Source organism: Nocardia sp. NPDC050412, from assembly GCF_044458825.1.
Lineage (GTDB): Bacteria > Actinomycetota > Actinomycetes > Mycobacteriales > Mycobacteriaceae > Nocardia.
Window position 1 is genome coordinate 157,014 of sequence record NZ_JBITIJ010000003.1, and the last position, 18,097, is coordinate 175,110.

Below are 18,097 nucleotides of genomic sequence, written 5' to 3' on the forward strand. Positions count from 1 at the left end.
ATAGCTCGTGATGCTGCCGAACCGCATGTCTTCTGACACCGCTACCCGGCCCGGAATAACGCGGTCACTGGCGACAATTGTCCTCCGGTGACAATGCCCGCGGCGAATTTCGTTCACGCACGACGGTGTCCGGCGACGGCGTGATTCCTATCGTTGTCGTCATTCCCCGCACCCACCCCTTAGGACCGCCTATGAATCTTTCGACTCTGCCGGACCTTCGTGCGGCCGCCGCACCGGACGCAGCCGCCGTCGCCGACGACAGCACCGACCTGAACAACGCAGGATTCCTCGACGCCGTGCGGCGCGCCGCCACTACCCTGCGCGCCGCCGGAGTATCGAGCGGCGACGTGGTTGCGATCATGTTGCCCAACACTGCCGCCTTTGTCGTATCCCTGTTCGCGACCTGGCGTGTGGGTGCCACGGTCATGCCTATCGACCCGTCGCTGAGCGCCGCGGAAGCCGACTGCCAGTTGACCGACACGGGCGCCAAGGTCCTGATCACCGCGCAGCGGACCAGCACCGACGCACCGGTGCGCGCCGTCATCCCCGCCGAGGATCTCACCACCGCCGACCACGATGTCGCCGAACCCGCACGCCCCCGCAACGACGCACTGGCGCTGCTCTTCTGTACCAACGGCACCACAGGCAAACCCAACAGCGTGACGGTCGACCACGCCAACCTCAACGCCATGTGCGCAATGGTGATCGAGGCGTTCGAACTCACCGGAGCCGACCACAGCCTGTTGAACCTGCCGCTGTTCCACGTCAACAGCATCGTGGTCGGCACCTTGTCGCCGCTGCTCGCCGGTGGCCGCGCCACCGTGGCCTTCAGCCCGAAGACGTTCTTCGACCGGATCGAGCGCAGCCGCGCCACCTACATCTCCGCAGTCCCGACCATGTACGCCCTGCTATCGGATCTGCCCGACCGAATCCGGCCGAACGCCGCATCGGTACGATTCGCCATCTGCGGCGCGGCGCCGGCCGACGTCGAACTGCTGACCAAATTCGAACGCCGCTACGGAGTACCGATCATCGACGGCTACGTCTCCGAAGTTCCCGCGCGATGGACACCGTCGGAGTACTCCTGCCGGGCGAGCTGATCAGAGCGCAACCCAGCAATTTCCCGCACGGCAACCGTCGAGTAACTACCGTTGGGGGGTGACGAGTTTTCGTCGCGACGGTGATGTCGATGTGAGCGGCCTTGTCGCGGGGATCGCCGCCCGTATGAATGAGCGGGTGACGGATATCAGCGCGATCCTGCGGCGCGGTCTCGAGGACGATATCCCCGAATTGCGGGATGATCCCCGCACCATCGAACTGCTCGGCGCCAGCGTGGAAGGCAATGTCGACACCCTCCTGCACGCGCTGCAGCACGACATACCACTGGCTCGGATCAACGCTCCCACGGCGGCCATCGAATACGCCAGACGTCTTGCCCAGCATGGAGTTCCGCTCAATGCCCTGGTGCGCGCTTATCGGGTCGGCCAGCGTCGGATGACAGAGTTGGTCTTCGCCGAAGTACGGGCGACAGGTATCGCGCCAGCGGATCGGATCACGGTGGTGGAGGCGATCACGACGACGTTGTTCGAATACATCGACTGGATTACCCAGCAGGTCGTCGCGGTGTATGAGACCGAGCGCGAGCAGTGGCTGGAGAGCCGCAACAGCGCTCGGGCCGTGCGCGTGCGTGAGGTGCTGGCCGGGGGGAAGCCGGTCGATGTTGATGCCGCGACCGAATCCATCCGCTACCCGCTGCGGTGGCATCACTTGGCGCTGATCCTCTGGTATCCCGACACCGGTGCGAGTAGTGACGAGCTGAGTCGGTTGCAACGCTTCGTTCGTGAGCTGGCCGAGGCGGTCGGCACTGCGGCGGCGCCGCTGTTCGGGGCCGCTGACCGGATGAGCGCTTGGGCTTGGCTGCCTTATCGGTCCGAGCAGTCCGATGCGGTGGCCAGGGTCTGTGATTTCGCGAGTAAGCGTCCGGACGCACCACGGCTGGCGATCGGCATCATGGGCCAGGGGGTGTCGGGCTTCCGTCGGTCCCATCGGCATGCGCTGCGCGCACGCTCGGTTGCGCTCGCGCGCGGCGGCGTGGAACTGAGGATCATCGCGGCGAGCGAGCCGGGGTTGTCGGCCGCGGCGTTGCTCGGCGGCGGCGCGGAGGTCGGCGAATGGGTGGGCGGGGTGCTGGGCGAATTGGCTGCCGATACCGATAACGATGCCCGGTTGCGCGAGACGTTGCGGGTGTTCCTGCGCACCGGATCCAGTTACAAGGCGGCTGCCGCGGAGCTGGATCTACATTTCAACTCGGTGAAATACCGGGTTGGGCGGGCGGTTTCGCGGCGCGGGCGGGTGATCACCGACGACCGGTTGGACGTCGAGCTTGCGCTGCTGATCTGCCACTGGTACGGCACAGCGGTGCTGCGGCCGAATACGGACTGACCGCGGAGACGGCACGGCGAGTCGATTCTCAGTCGAACAAGTCGACGAGCATCGGGTCTCAGTCGAACAAGTCGATGAACATCGGGGCCCGATAAGAATTCGTCGGTGGATACTTCGGGCTCGAGCCTGTCGACTCAGGTCGGCGCTTGCAGGGTGTGCAGGACCCAATGCCCTTTTTCGTTTGTTTTCGCGTAGTAGAGGCTGGCGTCGGCCGCGTCGAGCAGGGATTCGGCATTGGCGCCGGCGATCGGTGTGATCACGGCACCGATGCTGGCCGCTATTCGCAGCTGCTGGCCGTCGATGGTGATGGGGTCGGGAAATACCGACAATAGTTGGTTCGCGATGCCTGTTATTTGGTCAGTGGTGGCTGGTGGCGGGATCAGCACCACGAACTCGTCGCCGCCGAGGCGGGAAATGAGGCAATCGTATCCGCGCAGTTTGTCATGCAAGCGGGTGGCCACCGCGACCAGGACTTTATCGCCGGTTCCGTGTCCGAAGCGGTCGTTGACATGTTTGAAGTGATCTAGATCGGCGAAACACAGTCCAGCCCGGTCGCTTTCGTCGGCGGCCGTGATGAGTTCTTCGATCCGCTCGAGCAGGTAGCGTCGGTTCGGGAGGCCGGTGAGGGGATCATGTCGGGCCTGCCGACGAAGTTCGAGTTGGAGCCGGTGTTCCTCGGTGATGTCGGCTCCGATGGCCAGCAGGTAGTCGGGCTGTCCGTCGATGCCTTTGACATAGGAGATGGCGAATGACATCCAACCGACGCTGCCGTCAGCACGCACCAGTCGACGCTCGAGTCTGACCGTGCCTTCCTCGGATGGAACCAGTTTGTCGTAGAGCAGGGCGCGGATATCGTCTCGGTCGTCGGGATGGGCGAAGTCGTACACCGATATCCCGCGCAGCGCCTCGACCGGTACGCCGATCATGTCGGCCAAGCCCCGATTGGCTTCCAGCAGTGTGCCATTGGTGTCGCCGATGGCGATCGCGACGGTCGTATTGTCGAACAGGATGCGATATCTCGCGTCCTGTTCGTCGCGGTTGTTGTTTTCGGTCGAGTGATGGTGCGCACGAGACTGATCCAGGTGTGCCTGATGGCCTTGTCCGAGAGCGGCCAGCAGTCCGGCGAGTCGTTGTCCGGCATCGGGCCGAGCGGTGTAGTCGGCCAGCCGGCACAACACCTGTGCCGACACCGTGGGCACTCGGCCATCGGCCAAGTGCGCAGCCGATAGTGCCGCCCCGACTCGGGCGCCCACGGTCACGTCGAAGGGTTCGGCATCGAGGGCTGTGGAAAGTTCAACGATCAGGTCGGATAACTGTTGGTATCCGAAGTCATCGGGCATACGCATGCCGTCGACGGCGGCAAGTGTTTGCCACCAGGTTCGAGCCAGTGCCGCACACTGGGAGTCGTCCACCACAACCCTTCGATACCTCGCGCCGCTCGTCAACCCCTGACCGAGAGCGGCGTTGTGTTCAACGAACGATAGACGGTGGATACCGTTTCGTGTGGAAATTTCCGGCTAGAACAAGATTCACGAGCGATGGTTTTCGCCGAAGATCGACGTCCCTTTATATCTGAGGGTTGTGTTCTGCCATACCCAGGTGGCTTGCACACACCCGAGCAGGTCCTCGACATGGGCTGATACCGGCTCAGCGACGTAGCTGTCGGTGATTTCCGCGCACCGACAATCGATCCTGGCCCGAATCTTGCGGAATTCGCTCAGCCGGTCGCGCACGAGTCGTGCGGCGTCGTGCACGGCGTCGGCAAGGCTGGCGCCCGGAGTGTTCAACAGGCAGACCGGGATCAAATTGAAATCAGCGCCGTCGTGGATGCATTCCTTTTCGAAGGAGAACATGTCGTTCATCAACGCTCCGATCTCCACGGTCGCGCGCCGTAACTGCCGCAGATCGGCGTCGAGACCGACGGCGCGAATCCCATCCCACGGCAGATATGCGTCGCGACTGAACTCGCACAGCGCGATCGCCGGATACATACCCGACACCTGCGCACGCAGGTCGATGTAGTCCGCCACGGTGAGCAGCTCGCCGCGGGCGCGGGCGTTCTGATCCCGGATCGCCGGACGCAGATGGCCGATGGTCGAATCCAGGAACCGAGTCAGCCAGTCCGGGTCCGCCCGAGGCCCGACCCGCTCCAGGAATTCCAGTGTCGCGGCCGCTACGGGGGTGGGATTCGTTGCGGCACAACGTGTATCGAGCAGCTGACACAGCTGATCCACTGTCGCGCGGGCCTGCTGTTTTTCGGGATCGGTCAGATGGGCGAACTTCTCCCGGCCGACAGTATCGTTGAGCCAGAACAGGATCGCGTTGTAGATCCCGATAGTCGTCATCCGCTCCGCGGTGACAGCATGCGGATGCAGGTACGGAGTCATGCTGTTGTAGTGCGCGCCCCCGGCGTCCAACCAAATCCCGTACCGGCGGCAGAGTTGTTCCACCTCCGCACATGCCTGCTCCCCGAACCGATTCGGCGCGAAACCCGCACAGAAGTCGACGATGTCGCGGTCGGAAGTGCTGAACAGCTCGCGCAGCGACCACCTCCGCCGCGCGCGCACCAACTCCGCATACTCTGCCTGCATCGTGGCGAGCCGCGCCTCGACCACCGGCGTGTACTCGCCAACCACGAAACTCCCTCCCCGACCACACCGCGCCTCGACAGAGTGCCGGACCGAATCCGGCAGTGGCCGCACCAGGCAATCAAATGATAAACGATCGTAAGCCAGATAGCTTCACTCGATTATCTGGTGAAAGGTCTTGCCGGAGAACGGGTGTACTCGAGGTGGTCCGGGCAGGGCAGCCCAGCGTCTGAGATGTGCCAGCGCGTATCGCCGGCCAGTGCCGCACCGGGAGTTCACCGGTGCAGTTGGCCCACGCCACACGACGGTGCCGCCCGGACGCCCGGCCTGGACGGCGGTTCTGATCCCCCGAGCCGGACTACAGGCTTGGGTCCTGCTGGGCGAGGACGAAGGTGCCCTGGCCGTTCGGGTCCAATTCGGTGTCGAGGATCTTGTCGTCGAGGAAGGCGGCGGCCTGCTCGTCCAGGAAGATCCGCGACCCTTCCGCAGTCAAGACCTGGTCCTGTTCGGCCGGTTCCGCGGCGATCGCGAGGGACATCGTCTCGGCGCCATCCGTCGTGGAGATCCGCAGCCCGGCATCGGTCGGCGTGCCCTCTGCGGAGGTGATGGTGCGAACTGCCTCGATGGCATTAGGGGTGAGCATCAGCATCTGTCTGGTTCCTTCCGCTGTCATTACAGTCGGCCGAGGTGGGCAAACCGCATTTCTCGCAGGCCGGTCTCCAGCCCTGATCGTCAGCCGGTGGCCCCATCGGCACCGGCATCCACCTAGCAGTAGCCATGAACTGGCTCGCGCAAACAACCTTTTCGCCGACCTGCGCGAGTCGATGGAGGACGGGCACGACCGAACGTCTCGCCGACCGGTCCGCAAGCGTCACCCGCTGACCGGGTCCTCCACGCCGTCGGATTGCCGGGTGTGGCGGATGCCTCGCCAGCCCAGTGGCAGTTGCACGCGGCCTGCCCGGATATCGCCGATGAGGTGCGCATAGCCGTCACGGACCTCGCCGAGATGGACCCATGCCGAGTGTCGAAGCTCCTCGCAGTCGGTGTGCAGCACCGTCCACCACGCCTCGGCGTAGGTCTTCGCGACATGACTGATCACCTCACCGAAGGTGTGGGTGTAGCGGCGGGCGCATCGGCTGTGGCGGACGTAGGAGGCCGCCCAAGAGTTGATCTTGTCGATGACCTTCGCGATATCCGCATGCAGGGCTGTCTCGGTGACCTCGGGCGGATGTCGCTGCGGATTCAAAACCGCCGAAATCAGGGCAGCGTGCAGATCGCCGAGTTCTCTCGCCCACGCGATCATTGGGAACGGCTCGGTGAGGCGCCCGGCGATCGCGGCCAACAGTTGGTCCGGCGACAGCACCGATGCCGCATCGATCGTGCCATCACCCTGCGCCGCTATACCCGCATCCATGGGGAGCACATGTCCTTCCGGCAGCGAGTGCTCACGGCGCTGTGGACCACCATCTGCGGCCGGCGCCGAGGTAGCGGTCGCCGCCTCGGGCGATGCCGTCGAGATGTTGGCGGTGCTGGCAGAGAGGCTGGTCATGCGAAGTATTCGCAGGCTCGATGTTCCGCCTCGGCGGTATGGGCGTACTGATTCATAGGTCGTGCTCGACTATTTCGAGATGAATGGTTGATGCGACGAGCGCGTCGCTGCGGCTCGGCGCATAATGCTAATACTGACTGCGCACTCAGTCAACGACTGGCTGGGCAGTCAGTGAGTGCTAGAGTCTCCGGAAATTCGGCCGAGGAGGGGTGGGTCAGTGGGTGAGCGTGCGACGGGACCGGGCAAGTCGGGCGCGATTCTCGATATTTTCACGCGCCATGTCGCCGAGAAGGGGTACGACGGGACCAGTTTCAGCGGAGTCGCAAGCGAGCTGGGCATCTCACAGGGCTTGATCGTGCATCACTACGGCACAAAGGCGCGGTTATTGGAGGCCCTGCATGTTTCCTATATGCGGCGCCGCCTCGATGAGGCACAGCGCATCGTGTCCGAGTTCGCTACGTCGACCGAGCAGCTTGCCGGGCTGTTGCACGCGGCCATGCTCTATCAGGTGCACGATCGAAATCGGACCGTCGCCTTCCAGCGTGAGGTCGCACGGCTCGCGCAGGAGGATGAGAATTCCGAGGGGCGCAAGCTGCGCAGGAGTTACCTCGGAATCCTGCACGGCGTGGTCGATGCCGGCGTTGCGTCGGGTGAGTTCCGCGCCGTCGATACCAGTATCCGGAGCCTGCTCATCTTCGGTGCCGCCCAATGGGCGTGGACGTGGTTCGAGCCGGAAGGGCGACGATCTGCCGCGCAGGTCGGTGCCGAATTGGTAGATCTCACTCTCGGATCACTGTTGGTGAATCGCAGATCGTTACCGCGCCTCAAGGATCCCGACGGCCGCCTGGTCGCAGCAGTGATCAAAATAATCACCGCACCGGGTTCGCCCGAACGAGACGAGTCCGCCGCAAGCCTTCGAGACCACGATAAGAACGGCTGATCAGCGAGAATCAGGCTTTTGCGAGACCACCCGCTCGAGCGCGCGCAGGTCTGCATCCAGCTTGCGGAACAACCAATAAGCCGCGACGAACGCGAGCCCGGAGGCCGCGCACAACCCCAGAACCGAATCGCGTACGAGCGGAAGCTCCTCGGGTTCGAGGGCGGTGAATCCAGCCAGCACTCCGACCAGCGGCACCGACGCCGTCACCGCGAGATAGGCCGTGATCCTGCGACGCAGCGCCCGCAAATAGGCGGCGTCGTGCGCCGATGTGCGGCCGTGGCGCAGGTAGACGGGATAGACACAGCGCACGACGTAGAACGTGGAAAGGAAGAATGTGTAGGCAACGGAGATGGTGCCCGCCACCAGAACGGTCGCCGCAGCATGGACCATTAGCCGCGCCGGTAGGTCGGTGAACCAGCGAAGCAACATCACCCCCGTCACGGTCGCGCAAACCGCGAACAGCAGGGTGTTCATCGCACACAGGTCGCCCCAGAACAGTGTTCGCGACCGCACCCGCGCGAGCATTGCCTCGTCGTAGCGTCTGCCGGCGCGCAAGCCACGAGGAACCGCGATCAAATCGCGCGACATGTATGCGTAGATGAGGATGGCCGGCGGCGAGGCGCACAGGACGAAAATGATGACACCCTCGTCGAGCTGCGCGTTGGTGGCATCGGAGAGCCGCTCTCTGATCAGTTCCTGGACGTGCACGGCCATGTAGACCGTAGCGAGGGTGACGCCGACCAGCGAAGATAACCACAGGACGGGGGTTGGCCATCGCGAAAGTCGTGCCCGCCAACTGTTCGGCGGCGGATAAACAAGGTCGCGCGCTCGTTCCTCGAGGCACAGGTCGAACTGCTGGGCCAATTCCGAACCGCAGGAGTAGCGGTCTTCGCGCTCGGGCGAAAGACACTTCAACAGCACCCGGCGCAACGCCATGGGGCAATCCGGGGGTAGCTCCGCTAAGAACGTCGACTCGACGGGTCGGCGTCGCAGTTCGAGCATGCGGGCCAGCGATGTCTGCGACTCGCCGGCCGAGGTTTCGTCCGCGAATGGTCGGTGTCCCGTGAGCAACTCCCACAGCATGACACCCAGCGCGTAGATGTCGCTTCGGGTATCGAGGTCGGCGGCGGTCGCCGGGAAGTCCGGATGGCAGGCTTCGAGCTGTTCAGGCGACATGTATGCCAGTGATCCGCCGAAGTACGCCAGGGGACTTGTCCCCCCGAGGTGTTTGCTGGAGCTGACATTGAAGTCGGCCAACTTCGGGATTCCCTCGGCGCTCAGCAGTACGTTCGCGGGTTTGATGTCTCGATGCAATACCCCTCGGTCGGACGCGTGCTGCAGCGCGTCCGCGAGTCGGCGGCCCAGCCAGGCGACGGTCTCCGGCCATGTCAGTGCGGCGAGCTGTGTCCGAACAGCTGATTCCGTGGGCCGAACCTCGCCCTTATCGGCAAGTACCTTGTCGATGGCATCGAGCAGCAGTTGCCCGCTGCGGTATTCCGGATGCGTCGAGCGCTGTAGGCGCAGCACGTCGAGCAGCGTGCCCCCAGGGAGGTACTGCATGTACAGCAGCTTCAGCTCGCCGTCGGCGATGAGTCGCTGGTCGAAGATGCGCACGATGTATTCGTGGTCCAATTGCGCGAGGGTCTGCGGCTCGTTGCCGTGGTTATGGGAAATCTTGACCGCGACCAGTCGCTGCATTGATTGTTGTCGAGCGAGATAGACCTGGGCGAAGGCGCCCGCCCCGATCCGCATCAGGAGATCGAAATCGTCGATCCGGTGGCCGACATCGATGGCGTCGAGAACCACTTGGGCACTTGGACGAGCAATCATCGTGCTGCGGTAGTCGCTGGTGAGCTGTGCGAGCTCAGGGCCGGCCGCCGTGGCGGTGGCCTCGGCGAGCATGCCGGCCGCATCGACTGCGTGTGAACCGCGGCGCAGGGCGTGGAACTCCTCGTAGACCAGCTCGGCCGGAAGCGGACCACCTTGCAGCTCTGCGAATTCCGCACGATATTCGATCAGTCGTTTGGGAAAGTCATAACGAAGCCAGCGGTATTCGAGATCGATCTTGATCAGTTCGATCAGTACCGTGCGCCGCTCAGCCTGCGCACGCGGCAGGTACGCCGCCAGGTCTGGTGGGGACTCGGACGCCCAAGCCTTGGAAAACCGCGCCACCGCAGCGGCAAGCGCTGTGCGGGTTCGCGCAGCTGGATCGACCAGATCGGTCGGCTCGTACATCGGTCGCTCGGAGATCAGCGCCGGACGATCAGCTGGCGGCTACGCGTGATGCGGTCCATGTCGCAGTTGCCCGACATTATTTCCTTTCCGCCAAACCTCCCTGCCTAAGGGTATCGCCCCGATACGAGCGCATGGTCGCCGAATTCGCCGAACCGAGCATGGTGTGCGCGAGCATGGTGGTGCGATATTGGAGGTGAAGCGACACAGTCCCTACTGATCTGGAGGGCAGTGCGAATGCCGTCGAAAACTTGGAACATCGCCATCGCCATCGAAGAACTCGACCGCCTGACCAAAGTAAAAGCCCAGCTGATCGGCCGCGGAGATGAGCCGTTGGTCGCCGCCGGGTCAGCTCACACCAATCCCGCCGACGAGAACATTCCTGCCATCGGTGATGAGCTCGCTTGTGCCCGTGCACTGCAAGATCTGGCCCACCAACTGCTGCACGCGGCGATTACGGATATCGAAGCCCACACGCACAAGCCGGTTCAGGGCTTGCAAGCCTGACATCCGACCAGGCCGGGCTCGGGTCCGACAGTGCTGGGGTCCGACGGTGCTGGGGTCCGTGCTGGCCTGACCGGTTCCGAAGTCGAAGGCGTCACAGCGCTGCCAGTGCAACCGCGGCAACCCACAGCTCTCGATCGATCGGATCGTCCGGTACACCGTTTTCGGCCGACCGGAACGTTTCCACGACATCGGCTCCTGGGTCGCCCCGGGATGCCGTCCAGAGGTTGCCCCGCGCGTCGGCGGTCCGCATCAGGACCGCTTCCGAGTGAAATCCGAACCCCCACAGCGTCTGTCGGGGCGCCTGCGAGAACACCAGCGTCGCCAAATCCTGGAACGGCGGGTCAGCGGACGTCGGCTGTGTCAGTACGCCGATCTGATCCGGCCCCGCCAGGGTGAGGCCGAAAAACAGGGGAGTCGAGTCCCACTGCTCGTTGGCTCCGAGCAGGGTGGCGGTCACGGTTCGGATCAACTCGTCTGATGGGTACAGGATCGTTCTCGACATGCATGCCTTCCCAGGATGGGTCACGCTTCCCCGCAACGGTAATGGGTGCTGCGCAGACATGGGCTCGGCCACGGCGGAATAGACCTGCACTTCGGTCCGACGAGGTCTCCGGACCAGTCAGGGGGTGATGCCGGTGAGGGAGAGGAACTCCTGGCGGGAGCGGGCGTCTTCGCGGAGGGAGCCGAGGAGGGTGGAGGTGACGGTGGTGGTTCCGGCTGCTTGTACGCCGCGCAGGGTCATGCAGGTGTGTTCGGCTTCGATGACAACGCCGACGCCTTTGGGCTGAAGCTGTTCGGCGAGCCAGTCGGCGATCTGCTTGGTGAGTCGTTCCTGGACTTGGGGGCGGCGGGAGAAATGCTCGACGATGCGGGCGAATTTGGACAGCCCGAGGATGCGGTCACCAGGGAGGTAGCCGACGTGTGCGACGCCGACGAAAGGTAACAGGTGGTGTTCGCAGACCGACCGCAGCGGGATGCGGCGGGCGAGCACCAGTTCGTCATAGCCTTCGTCGTTGGGGAAGGTGGTCAGATCGAACGGGCGTGGGGTGAACAGTTCGGCGTAGGCGCGGGCCATCCGACCGGGGGTGGCGTGCAGGTGTTCGTCGTCGAGGCCGACGCCGAGCGCTGTCAGGAAGTTCCGGGCGGCGAGCTCGGCGGCGGCCAAGTCGATGGTGCTGGCGGGGTCGTGGACTACTCGCAGCGCGGGATGGGACACGATGATCAGCTCCCACCGACGCCGAGCGCGGTCAGCAATACAAGGACCACGGTGGTGACGGCAAGGACGCCGTGGCCGCCGACGACGGCCACCGGGAAGTGTTTCTCGGCCGGTTCGGGGTTTGCGGTCGCTGCGGTTTCGGTGCGTGCGCGGTAGACGGGCAGCCAACGCAGCAGCATGACGAATCCCAGCAGTGCCACCGGGATCAGCAGTGCGAATGCGATCCAGGCAAGGGCGTCGTTGTCGAGGACGAGGTAGACGATCCACACGACCAGCCCGGCGACGGCGAGCGCGAAATGTCCGAATAAGACCGGTACGGGAAGGTGGCTGGCACTCGGTTGGCGTGCACCGCCTTTGGCGATCCAGGTGCCGAGTAGGACGAACCCACCTACGGCGGTGAGCAGCCAGAGGATTAATGCTGCGATACCCATGATGCCTCCTGACTAGTTACACCAAAGATTATTGGTGTAATTGCTTGGATCGGTCAAGTTACCTCGCCGGTCGGGTACCCAGCATGTTTCGGCCAACACCGGTCGGCGTTATTGTGGTCGTGTGACCAGTGAATCGGCGATCGGCGCGGTGGCCGCGCTGGAGGACGAGCTGCGCCGAGGCATGTACTGGTTCATCCGCGCTGCCGGGCGCCCGGTCACCCGCGACGAAGCCGCCGAGGAGGTCGGAATCTCACGGAAGCTGGCCGCATTCCACCTCGATAAGCTCGTCGACGCCGGACTGCTGCAGGCCCGTTACGAACAAGTCGACGGGGTCCGGCGGGTCGGGCGGGCACCGAAGGTGTACGAGCCGACCGATACCGAGGTCCGGGTGAATATCCCCGAGCGCCGCCACGAGGTACTGGCCGACATCCTGATCGGCGCGGTACTCACCGAGACTTCCGACGAGACCGCTCGAGCCGCGGCGCAACGGGTGGCCGTCGAGCGTGGTGTGGGCATCGGAGCGGCCATGCGGGAGCGGTTGCGGCCCGGTCGGCTCGGTGCGGAACGCGCCCTCACCCTGCTCCACGGGTTGCTCGCTGAGCACGGATTCGAACCCGCCCGCGCCGCGCCGAACTGCATCCGGCTTCGCAATTGCCCGTTCCATCCCTTGGCCGCGCAGGCGCCCGAACTGGTGTGTGGACTCAACCACGCCTATCTCACCGGCGTGCTCACCGGCCTGCGGGCCGACACCGTGACCGCGGAGCTGGCACCGAAAGCCGGCGAATGCTGCGTCCAACTCCGTCCCGTCACGTCGGACACGGCTCGCTCTGCGCCCGCATGACCTGACTGTCACGACCGAGCGTGACCGTCTTAGTTGTGCACAAATCCGGAAGGACGCCTTCCTTTACGACGTACCATCGATTAATGTGTCGTTATATAGCGGTACGTTAATTGAGGGGAAGAAGCTGATGGAGATCGCGACGAAGTTCTGGACGGTGCGTCGTGTGGTTGTCGCGACGCTGTTCGCCATCGCGTTGGTGATGCTGACGGTCGCCTCGCCGCACCTTTTCGCGGCCACGGCCGGGCCTCGGGACTCGCACAGTCCCGGAGGCGGTCACGGCTACGGATCGGGGACACGCCCTAACAGCACTGACCACGGTCAGCTCAACAGCGGTTACGGTTCCGGAGTGCGCTCCAACAGCGGTGGCCACGATCAGTACCGGGGTCGCACCGAGAACCCCTGTCAGTACACGCCCACGGGGACGTGCGGAGCGCGCTGACAACGAAGTCGACGTACTCCTGGCGGGATCGAGCAATCCGCCGTTCGGTTCGACCGATCCCAGTTCGTCGCCGCGGTATTCGATGATTCGTGCACCGAGGTTGTCGTTGTCGCAGGCAGTGCGTGTGGGAGAGGTCTGACTGATGCGCTGGTCTACGCGTCTTCGAGCGCTTCGCCGATCTGGTGGGCGACGCGGTTGTGCTGATTCTGCACCAGCCAGTGCCCAGCCGCGAGGACAACTACGACGGGCCATTCGATGATCTCCGCGGCGGCCAGGGCGCCGAGAGCACCGTAGTACGCCAACTGCTCGGGCCGGGGGATGCGGACACGGCCAAGCATCGGCAGATCCACCGCGAAACCTTGTGCGGAAAGCACCCGGTCGACGGCGTCTCGGTGGCCGGTTGGTGATTTTTCGGCCATGTGTTGCCTCCCGGTCATGGTGTGTTCGAGTATTCGACTCCTGGCATCCGCATGGTGTCCAGTGTGATGAGTACTGGTGTGGGCGTTGGCTCAGATCCTTTGACAGGCGCGTTGACGCAGGTGCTGGCAGTGCCGTTGCGCGAGTTGTACGCGGTGCTGTGGCGTCTGGGGGTCATCGAGATCCTCGACTGATTATCCCCCCGGTGCCCGCCCGTGGTGAACAGTCGGGCAGCGATGGCCGCGATGACGGTGGCGACGGCGGCGGTGGACAGCGCCTGCCACCAGCCGATCGGCCCCAGGGGTGTGCTGCCGAGTAGTTGGCTGATTCCTGGGGTGCTGATCAGCGCGGCGAGGGCCAGCAGGGAGCCGGCTGCGGTGGCGACGACCAGCGGGCTGTGGGAGTCGATGAGCGTCTGTCCCAACTGTGTGGCGACCAATGCCACCAACGCGACCGTCGAGGCGCGCCGTCTTCGGCCGGTGAATTTCGCCCGCACCCAGGCGACCATGGCGGCGGAGGCGGTCGTCGCGCCCCGCACCGCTATCGTCCGCCACAATGCGGCTCGGTCGGGTCCGCGGCCGGTGTACCGCGATTCGGCGCTGGGCGGGCTGACCGCGAGTGCAGCGGCGGGCAGCGCGTCGGTGAGGATGTTGACCAGCAGCAATTGGCGGGTGTTCAGCGGTGCCCGGCCGGTGAGGGCAGTGCCGGCGATCGCGAAAGCCACCTCGCCGGCGTTGCCGCCGAGTAATACGGCCACCGCCGACTGCACGCGCCGCCACAGTTGTCGGCCTTCGTCGAGGGCGTCCAGCAGTGCACGGATTCGCCCGTCGAGCAGCATGACATCCGCCGCGGTGCGGGCGGGGTCACTGCCGCGTGCGGCCACGCCGATACCGACGGTTGCGGTGCGGATGGCGGCCGCGTCGTTGGAGCCGTCGCCGACCATGGCGCACACGTGACCCAGCCGCTGGATCGTCTCGACGATCTGCACCTTGTGCTCGGGTGACATCCGGGCGAACACTCGCCGACTGTGCACCGCCCGCTGTTGTTCGTGCCGGGACAGCGCCTCCCATTCGGGCCCACTGATCACCTGATCATCGTCGATGGGCATGCCCACTTCGGCCGCGATCGCGGTGGCCGTCACGGGGTGGTCGCCGGTGATCAGCCGCACCCCGATGCCGCGGTCGGCCAGCTCGGCCAGCACCTCGGTCGCGTCCGCGCGCGGTGTGTCCGATATGCCCAGTAACCCGGCGAACCGCAGTCCGTTGCCGCACAATTCGGCGAAGGCATCGGCGTCGTCACGAACCGAGCGGGCCTGCGTCGCCGAAAGCTCCCGGGTGGCGACGGCGATCACCCGCAGCCCCTCGGCGGCCATCTCGCGCACCTGCCGCTGTGCCGCCTCGTCGGTATCGACGCACGCGGCGAGCACCACCTCCGGCGCTCCCTTGATCGACAACTGCGTATCGTGCACGGACACCGAGAACGCGCGACCGGACCGGAACGGCAGATGCGCCGCCGGCTCGCCGTGGTTCAGGTGTCGCCCGGCGTCGGCGACCGCGCGGTCGGTGGCGTGTTCGTGCGGTTCACCGTTGGCGAGCGGGGTGGCCCGCAAGGCGTGGATGAGCACATCGTCGGCGGACAAACCGGAAGCGGCACACACCCTGGTCACCCGGAGTCGGTTCTCGCTGAGCGTCCCGGTCTTGTCGAAGCACACCATGTCGACACGGCCGAGGGCCTCGACCGATCGCGGACTTCGCACCAGCGCGCCCGCGTGGGTCAGTCGCCGCGCTGAGGCCTGCTGCGCCAGCGTCGCGACCAGCGGCAACCCCTCCGGGACCGCGGCCACGCCGACGGCGACACCGCTGCTGACCGCCTGGCGCAGACCCGTGCGCCGCAACAGCCCGAGCGCGGTGACCAATCCGCCGCCGACAAGGCTGAACGGCCACGCCTTGTTCGTCAGATCTTTCAGTTGCGTCTGCAGGCCGACAGCGGGACTGTCTTCGTGTGCGGGGGCGGTGGCACGATGTGCTCGGGTCTGTTCGCCGACATCGGTGACGATCGCGACCGCGGTGCCCGCCACCACCGTCGTGGTGGCGTAGAGCATGCAGGCTCGTTCGGCGACGGGCGCGGCCGGTGTGGCGTCGATCTGCTTGGGCACCGGCAGCGATTCCCCGGTCAACGACGACTCGTCGACTTCTACGTCGAGCGCGTGGGTGAGCCGCGCGTCGGCAGGCACGACTTCACCGGGCCGTACCTCGATGACGTCACCGGGGCGCAAGTCGGTGGCGTCGACCATCGCGTAGCGGTCGGCGTCGACCAGCTTGCGAGCCGGTGGGGCTTGGGCGGCCAGCAGTCGCCGCAGCAACCGTTCGGCGCGAATCCGCTGAGTCGCGGCCAGGGCCGCGTTTCCGGCGAGCACCGACCCGACCAGGATCGCGTCGATGGGCGAACCCAGCACCGCGCTGGCCGCGGAACCCACCGCTAGCACCGGGACCAACGGGTCGGACAGCTCCGCGCGCATCGCGCCGGCGAAATCCCCGATCGCTCGGCGCACCGGCGCGATGACCGACTGCGCGGGATAGGTCGCAGCCGCCGACTCCGCCCGCTTGTCCGCTTCGGCTGCCTGCGGCGCCAGCACACGACGCACGTGTTCGACGGACATGGCGTGCCATTCGTGCACGCTCGCGGTAGGCGGCGGTGGGCTTTCGAGCGCTGCGCGGGCAAGCCGGTATCCCGTCCATGCGCCAGCGGCGGCGCCGGCGCTGACCGGGCCCGAGCCGCGGCCCCGGACCCCGGGAATCATCAGCAATGCACCCAGTAGGGAAGCGCCGGCGGCGATTTCGACGCCGCGCTCGCTGGCTTGACGGGCCACGGGCAGCGCGTGCAAGATCCGCCACACGTCCTGCAGGTTGTCGACGAGCACATCCGCGTGCCACGGCGGCGGCCCGCCCGCGGTGACACCGATCGCGACGTCGGCGTCGGCCAGTGCCTGGGCCGCGGCGCTCGACACCACTGCCACCGTGCGGCCCTCCCGCTGCAGCCGGTGCACTGCCTCGGCGAGCGCTTCATCGAGGGATCCGGGCACCGGATCGAGATCGTCGAACGACGACCGCAGGTCATCGAGCATATCGACGTCGACCGACACCGCCTCCGCACCGCTGCGGCGCGCTTCGCGCAGCACCGCCGAAGCCAGCGGATGATGCGCGAATCGCACGAGCACCGCGCCGCCTCCGCCATTGCCGGACAGCGGCCGCGGGACCGGGTGCCACCCGGGCTGCCATGTGCCACGGTCCAATCGATCCTGTGCCCACTGCCACGCCACCGCCCGCTCGTGTTCGGGCACATCGCGGATGCGGGCCACCCGCAGTTCCTCGCAGCACAACACGCGAGGATCGACCACCACCGCATCGACCCGGTCCAGGCGTCGGAACATCCGTGGCCGCAAGGACAGCACACCGTACCGGTCGGCCAGGCCGCGGGCGAGTGTCGCGGCGAACGACTCCCGGCTGGTGCGAGCCGCTTTCGGCGCGGCGACGGTGACGGCGCTGGCGGCGGCGTCGAGGTCGGCCGTGATAATGCCGATCGCTGGTGCGGCGGCCGCTTGCGCTGCCGCACTGCGGTCTGCGTGGCGCTCGACCGGTCCAGGCGGCAGCGGTGTCGGTCGGTCTCCGGAGCGGACACTGTCGACGCATCCCGCGTGCGCCGCGAGACGGGGCTCGCGGCGTTGCCAGAGCGTGGCCGCGGCGCGGGTCTCGGCGGCTCTCGCAATATGGATGAACACCTCGACGCCCAGTGACGCCGGTTGCTGGGTGACGGCGGCCGCGGCGGCCGCGGCGAGCGCGATCACGCTATCAGCGGCGCTGGTGCCGAGGCGCTGTTCGACCGCGCGACGCAGCCGCGGCTGGTAATCGACGAGCGCGACAACGGCGTTGAGGCCTGCTGGCAACCGCCGCCAACCGCCCACTCGGCCGGCCAACGCTACACCCAGACTCACGGCGTTCACCGCCGCCGAAACCACGCTGTCGGCCAGCACGATACCGTCGGCGGGCAGGTCAACCGGCCGGAGACCCGAACCGGACTGATGCCGGCGTTCGGCAGCGGCCACCACTGCGCACAGCTCGTCGACGACAGTCGGGTCGTCCACCTCGGCGATGACCCGCGACAGCGGATAATTGAGCGCCACCGAGATCACGCCCCGATGCGAACGCACTGCGGCGAGCACCGCGGGACCCAGCTCGTCGCGCGGCTCGCGTCCGCCCAGGCCACGCACTTCGATCCAGCAGCGGCGCTTGCCGCACCAACGTCGCCGGGCCGGTCTACCACCGAGCAGTTCCGACGCAGCCTCGGTGACAGCCTCGACCAGCCGGCGATCGAGCATCGTGCGCACCGGCACGGTGACAAGCTCCACACTCGCGGCGGCGGCGCCCGCGGCCGCCCGCACACCCGAGCCGACGGCGCGCGGGGGCAGTGACGACGCGGTCCGTAACAGTAGGCCCAG

The 18,097-nt window shown here is 65.9% G+C and carries 15 protein-coding genes and 1 pseudogene; 6 read left to right on the forward strand and 10 right to left on the reverse strand.

Annotation, left to right across the window (positions count from 1 at the left end; translation table 11 throughout):
* Nucleotides 1-191 precede the first annotated feature (191 nt).
* Both ACIBI6_RS08630 and ACIBI6_RS08635 read left to right on the forward strand, forming a co-directional pair.
* The gene (locus ACIBI6_RS08630) at nucleotides 192-1,100 is read left to right on the forward strand and encodes an AMP-binding protein (RefSeq protein ID WP_364350250.1); all 909 of its coding nucleotides are present in this window, start codon (nucleotides 192-194) and stop codon (nucleotides 1,098-1,100) included.
* A 58-nt stretch (nucleotides 1,101-1,158) separates the two neighbouring features.
* Nucleotides 1,159-2,442: a helix-turn-helix domain-containing protein gene (locus ACIBI6_RS08635; RefSeq protein ID WP_364350247.1), complete on the forward strand. Its 1,284-nt coding sequence runs from the start codon at nucleotides 1,159-1,161 to the stop codon at nucleotides 2,440-2,442.
* Between the two features lie 134 nt (nucleotides 2,443-2,576).
* On the opposite strand, the gene ACIBI6_RS08640 is transcribed toward ACIBI6_RS08635, so the two are convergent.
* The 4 genes from ACIBI6_RS08640 to ACIBI6_RS08655 all read right to left on the reverse strand — a co-directional run bounded on the left by ACIBI6_RS08640 (nucleotide 2,577) and on the right by ACIBI6_RS08655 (nucleotide 6,579).
* A complete protein-coding gene (locus ACIBI6_RS08640) occupies nucleotides 2,577-3,854 on the reverse strand; it encodes a sensor domain-containing diguanylate cyclase (RefSeq protein WP_364350244.1) in 1,278 nt (425 codons plus the stop codon).
* A 117-nt stretch (nucleotides 3,855-3,971) separates the two neighbouring features.
* The gene (locus tag ACIBI6_RS08645) at nucleotides 3,972-5,078 is read right to left on the reverse strand and encodes a terpene synthase family protein (protein ID WP_396955676.1); all 1,107 of its coding nucleotides are present in this window, start codon (nucleotides 5,076-5,078) and stop codon (nucleotides 3,972-3,974) included.
* A gap of 310 nt (nucleotides 5,079-5,388) precedes the next feature.
* A complete protein-coding gene (locus ACIBI6_RS08650; RefSeq protein ID WP_364350238.1) occupies nucleotides 5,389-5,679 on the reverse strand; it encodes a hypothetical protein in 291 nt (96 codons plus the stop codon).
* Nucleotides 5,680-5,901: 222 nt separating this feature from the next.
* Complete coding sequence (locus ACIBI6_RS08655; RefSeq protein WP_364350235.1) at nucleotides 5,902-6,579, reverse strand: hypothetical protein; 678 nt, start codon at nucleotides 6,577-6,579, stop codon at nucleotides 5,902-5,904.
* Between the two features lie 217 nt (nucleotides 6,580-6,796).
* Between ACIBI6_RS08655 and ACIBI6_RS08660 the strand changes: the two genes are divergently transcribed.
* Nucleotides 6,797-7,519, forward strand: coding sequence for a TetR/AcrR family transcriptional regulator (locus ACIBI6_RS08660; RefSeq protein WP_364350232.1), 723 nt, complete (start codon nucleotides 6,797-6,799; stop codon nucleotides 7,517-7,519).
* Here ACIBI6_RS08660 and ACIBI6_RS08665 read toward each other — a convergent pair whose 3' ends face one another.
* On the reverse strand, nucleotides 7,520-9,754 hold the full coding sequence (locus ACIBI6_RS08665; protein WP_396955677.1) for a protein kinase: 2,235 nt from the start codon (nucleotides 9,752-9,754) through the stop codon (nucleotides 7,520-7,522). It abuts the gene before it with no gap.
* Between the two features lie 234 nt (nucleotides 9,755-9,988).
* Between ACIBI6_RS08665 and ACIBI6_RS08670 the strand changes: the two genes are divergently transcribed.
* Entirely contained in the window at nucleotides 9,989-10,258 is a 270-nt protein-coding gene (locus tag ACIBI6_RS08670) for a DUF1876 domain-containing protein (protein ID WP_364350672.1), read from the forward strand.
* 91 nt (nucleotides 10,259-10,349) lie between these two features.
* Here ACIBI6_RS08670 and ACIBI6_RS08675 read toward each other — a convergent pair whose 3' ends face one another.
* The 3 genes from ACIBI6_RS08675 to ACIBI6_RS08685 form a co-directional block, all read right to left on the reverse strand.
* Complete coding sequence (locus ACIBI6_RS08675; protein WP_364350226.1) at nucleotides 10,350-10,760, reverse strand: hypothetical protein; 411 nt, start codon at nucleotides 10,758-10,760, stop codon at nucleotides 10,350-10,352.
* 117 nt (nucleotides 10,761-10,877) lie between these two features.
* Entirely contained in the window at nucleotides 10,878-11,474 is a 597-nt protein-coding gene (gene folE / locus ACIBI6_RS08680) for a GTP cyclohydrolase I FolE (protein ID WP_396955678.1), read from the reverse strand.
* A 5-nt stretch (nucleotides 11,475-11,479) separates the two neighbouring features.
* Nucleotides 11,480-11,905, reverse strand: coding sequence for a hypothetical protein (locus ACIBI6_RS08685; RefSeq protein ID WP_364350220.1), 426 nt, complete (start codon nucleotides 11,903-11,905; stop codon nucleotides 11,480-11,482).
* 121 nt (nucleotides 11,906-12,026) lie between these two features.
* Between ACIBI6_RS08685 and ACIBI6_RS08690 the strand changes: the two genes are divergently transcribed.
* Nucleotides 12,027-12,746 carry a helix-turn-helix domain-containing protein gene (locus ACIBI6_RS08690; protein WP_364350217.1) on the forward strand — a complete coding sequence of 240 codons (720 nt, stop codon included), beginning with the start codon at nucleotides 12,027-12,029 and terminating at the stop codon, nucleotides 12,744-12,746.
* Between the two features lie 591 nt (nucleotides 12,747-13,337).
* On the opposite strand, the gene ACIBI6_RS08695 is transcribed toward ACIBI6_RS08690, so the two are convergent.
* Nucleotides 13,338-13,604: a hypothetical protein gene (locus ACIBI6_RS08695; RefSeq protein WP_364350214.1), complete on the reverse strand. Its 267-nt coding sequence runs from the start codon at nucleotides 13,602-13,604 to the stop codon at nucleotides 13,338-13,340.
* Nucleotides 13,605-13,670: 66 nt separating this feature from the next.
* On the opposite strand from ACIBI6_RS08695, the gene ACIBI6_RS08700 reads away from it, so the two are divergent.
* Nucleotides 13,671-13,796: an Rv1535 domain-containing protein gene (locus ACIBI6_RS08700; protein WP_396955979.1), complete on the forward strand. Its 126-nt coding sequence runs from the start codon at nucleotides 13,671-13,673 to the stop codon at nucleotides 13,794-13,796.
* A gap of 23 nt (nucleotides 13,797-13,819) precedes the next feature.
* Here ACIBI6_RS08700 and ACIBI6_RS08705 read toward each other — a convergent pair.
* Nucleotides 13,820-18,097: pseudogene (locus tag ACIBI6_RS08705) on the reverse strand (HAD-IC family P-type ATPase); the annotation flags it as partial.

Bases quoted from the DNA above. Each gene is read 5' to 3' on its own strand.
- ACIBI6_RS08630 (WP_364350250.1), top strand. From the start codon at position 192: ATGAATCTTTCGACTCTGCCGGACCTTCGTGCGGCCGCCGCACCGGAC.
- ACIBI6_RS08650 (WP_364350238.1), bottom strand. From the start codon at position 5,679: ATGCTGATGCTCACCCCTAATGCCATCGAGGCAGTTCGCACCATCACC.
- ACIBI6_RS08655 (WP_364350235.1), bottom strand. From the start codon at position 6,579: ATGACCAGCCTCTCTGCCAGCACCGCCAACATCTCGACGGCATCGCCC.
- ACIBI6_RS08665 (WP_396955677.1), bottom strand. From the start codon at position 9,754: ATGTACGAGCCGACCGATCTGGTCGATCCAGCTGCGCGAACCCGCACA.
- ACIBI6_RS08670 (WP_364350672.1), top strand. From the start codon at position 9,989: ATGCCGTCGAAAACTTGGAACATCGCCATCGCCATCGAAGAACTCGAC.
- ACIBI6_RS08675 (WP_364350226.1), bottom strand. From the start codon at position 10,760: ATGTCGAGAACGATCCTGTACCCATCAGACGAGTTGATCCGAACCGTG.
- ACIBI6_RS08685 (WP_364350220.1), bottom strand. From the start codon at position 11,905: ATGGGTATCGCAGCATTAATCCTCTGGCTGCTCACCGCCGTAGGTGGG.
- ACIBI6_RS08695 (WP_364350214.1), bottom strand. From the start codon at position 13,604: ATGGCCGAAAAATCACCAACCGGCCACCGAGACGCCGTCGACCGGGTG.
- ACIBI6_RS08700 (WP_396955979.1), top strand. From the start codon at position 13,671: ATGAGTACTGGTGTGGGCGTTGGCTCAGATCCTTTGACAGGCGCGTTG.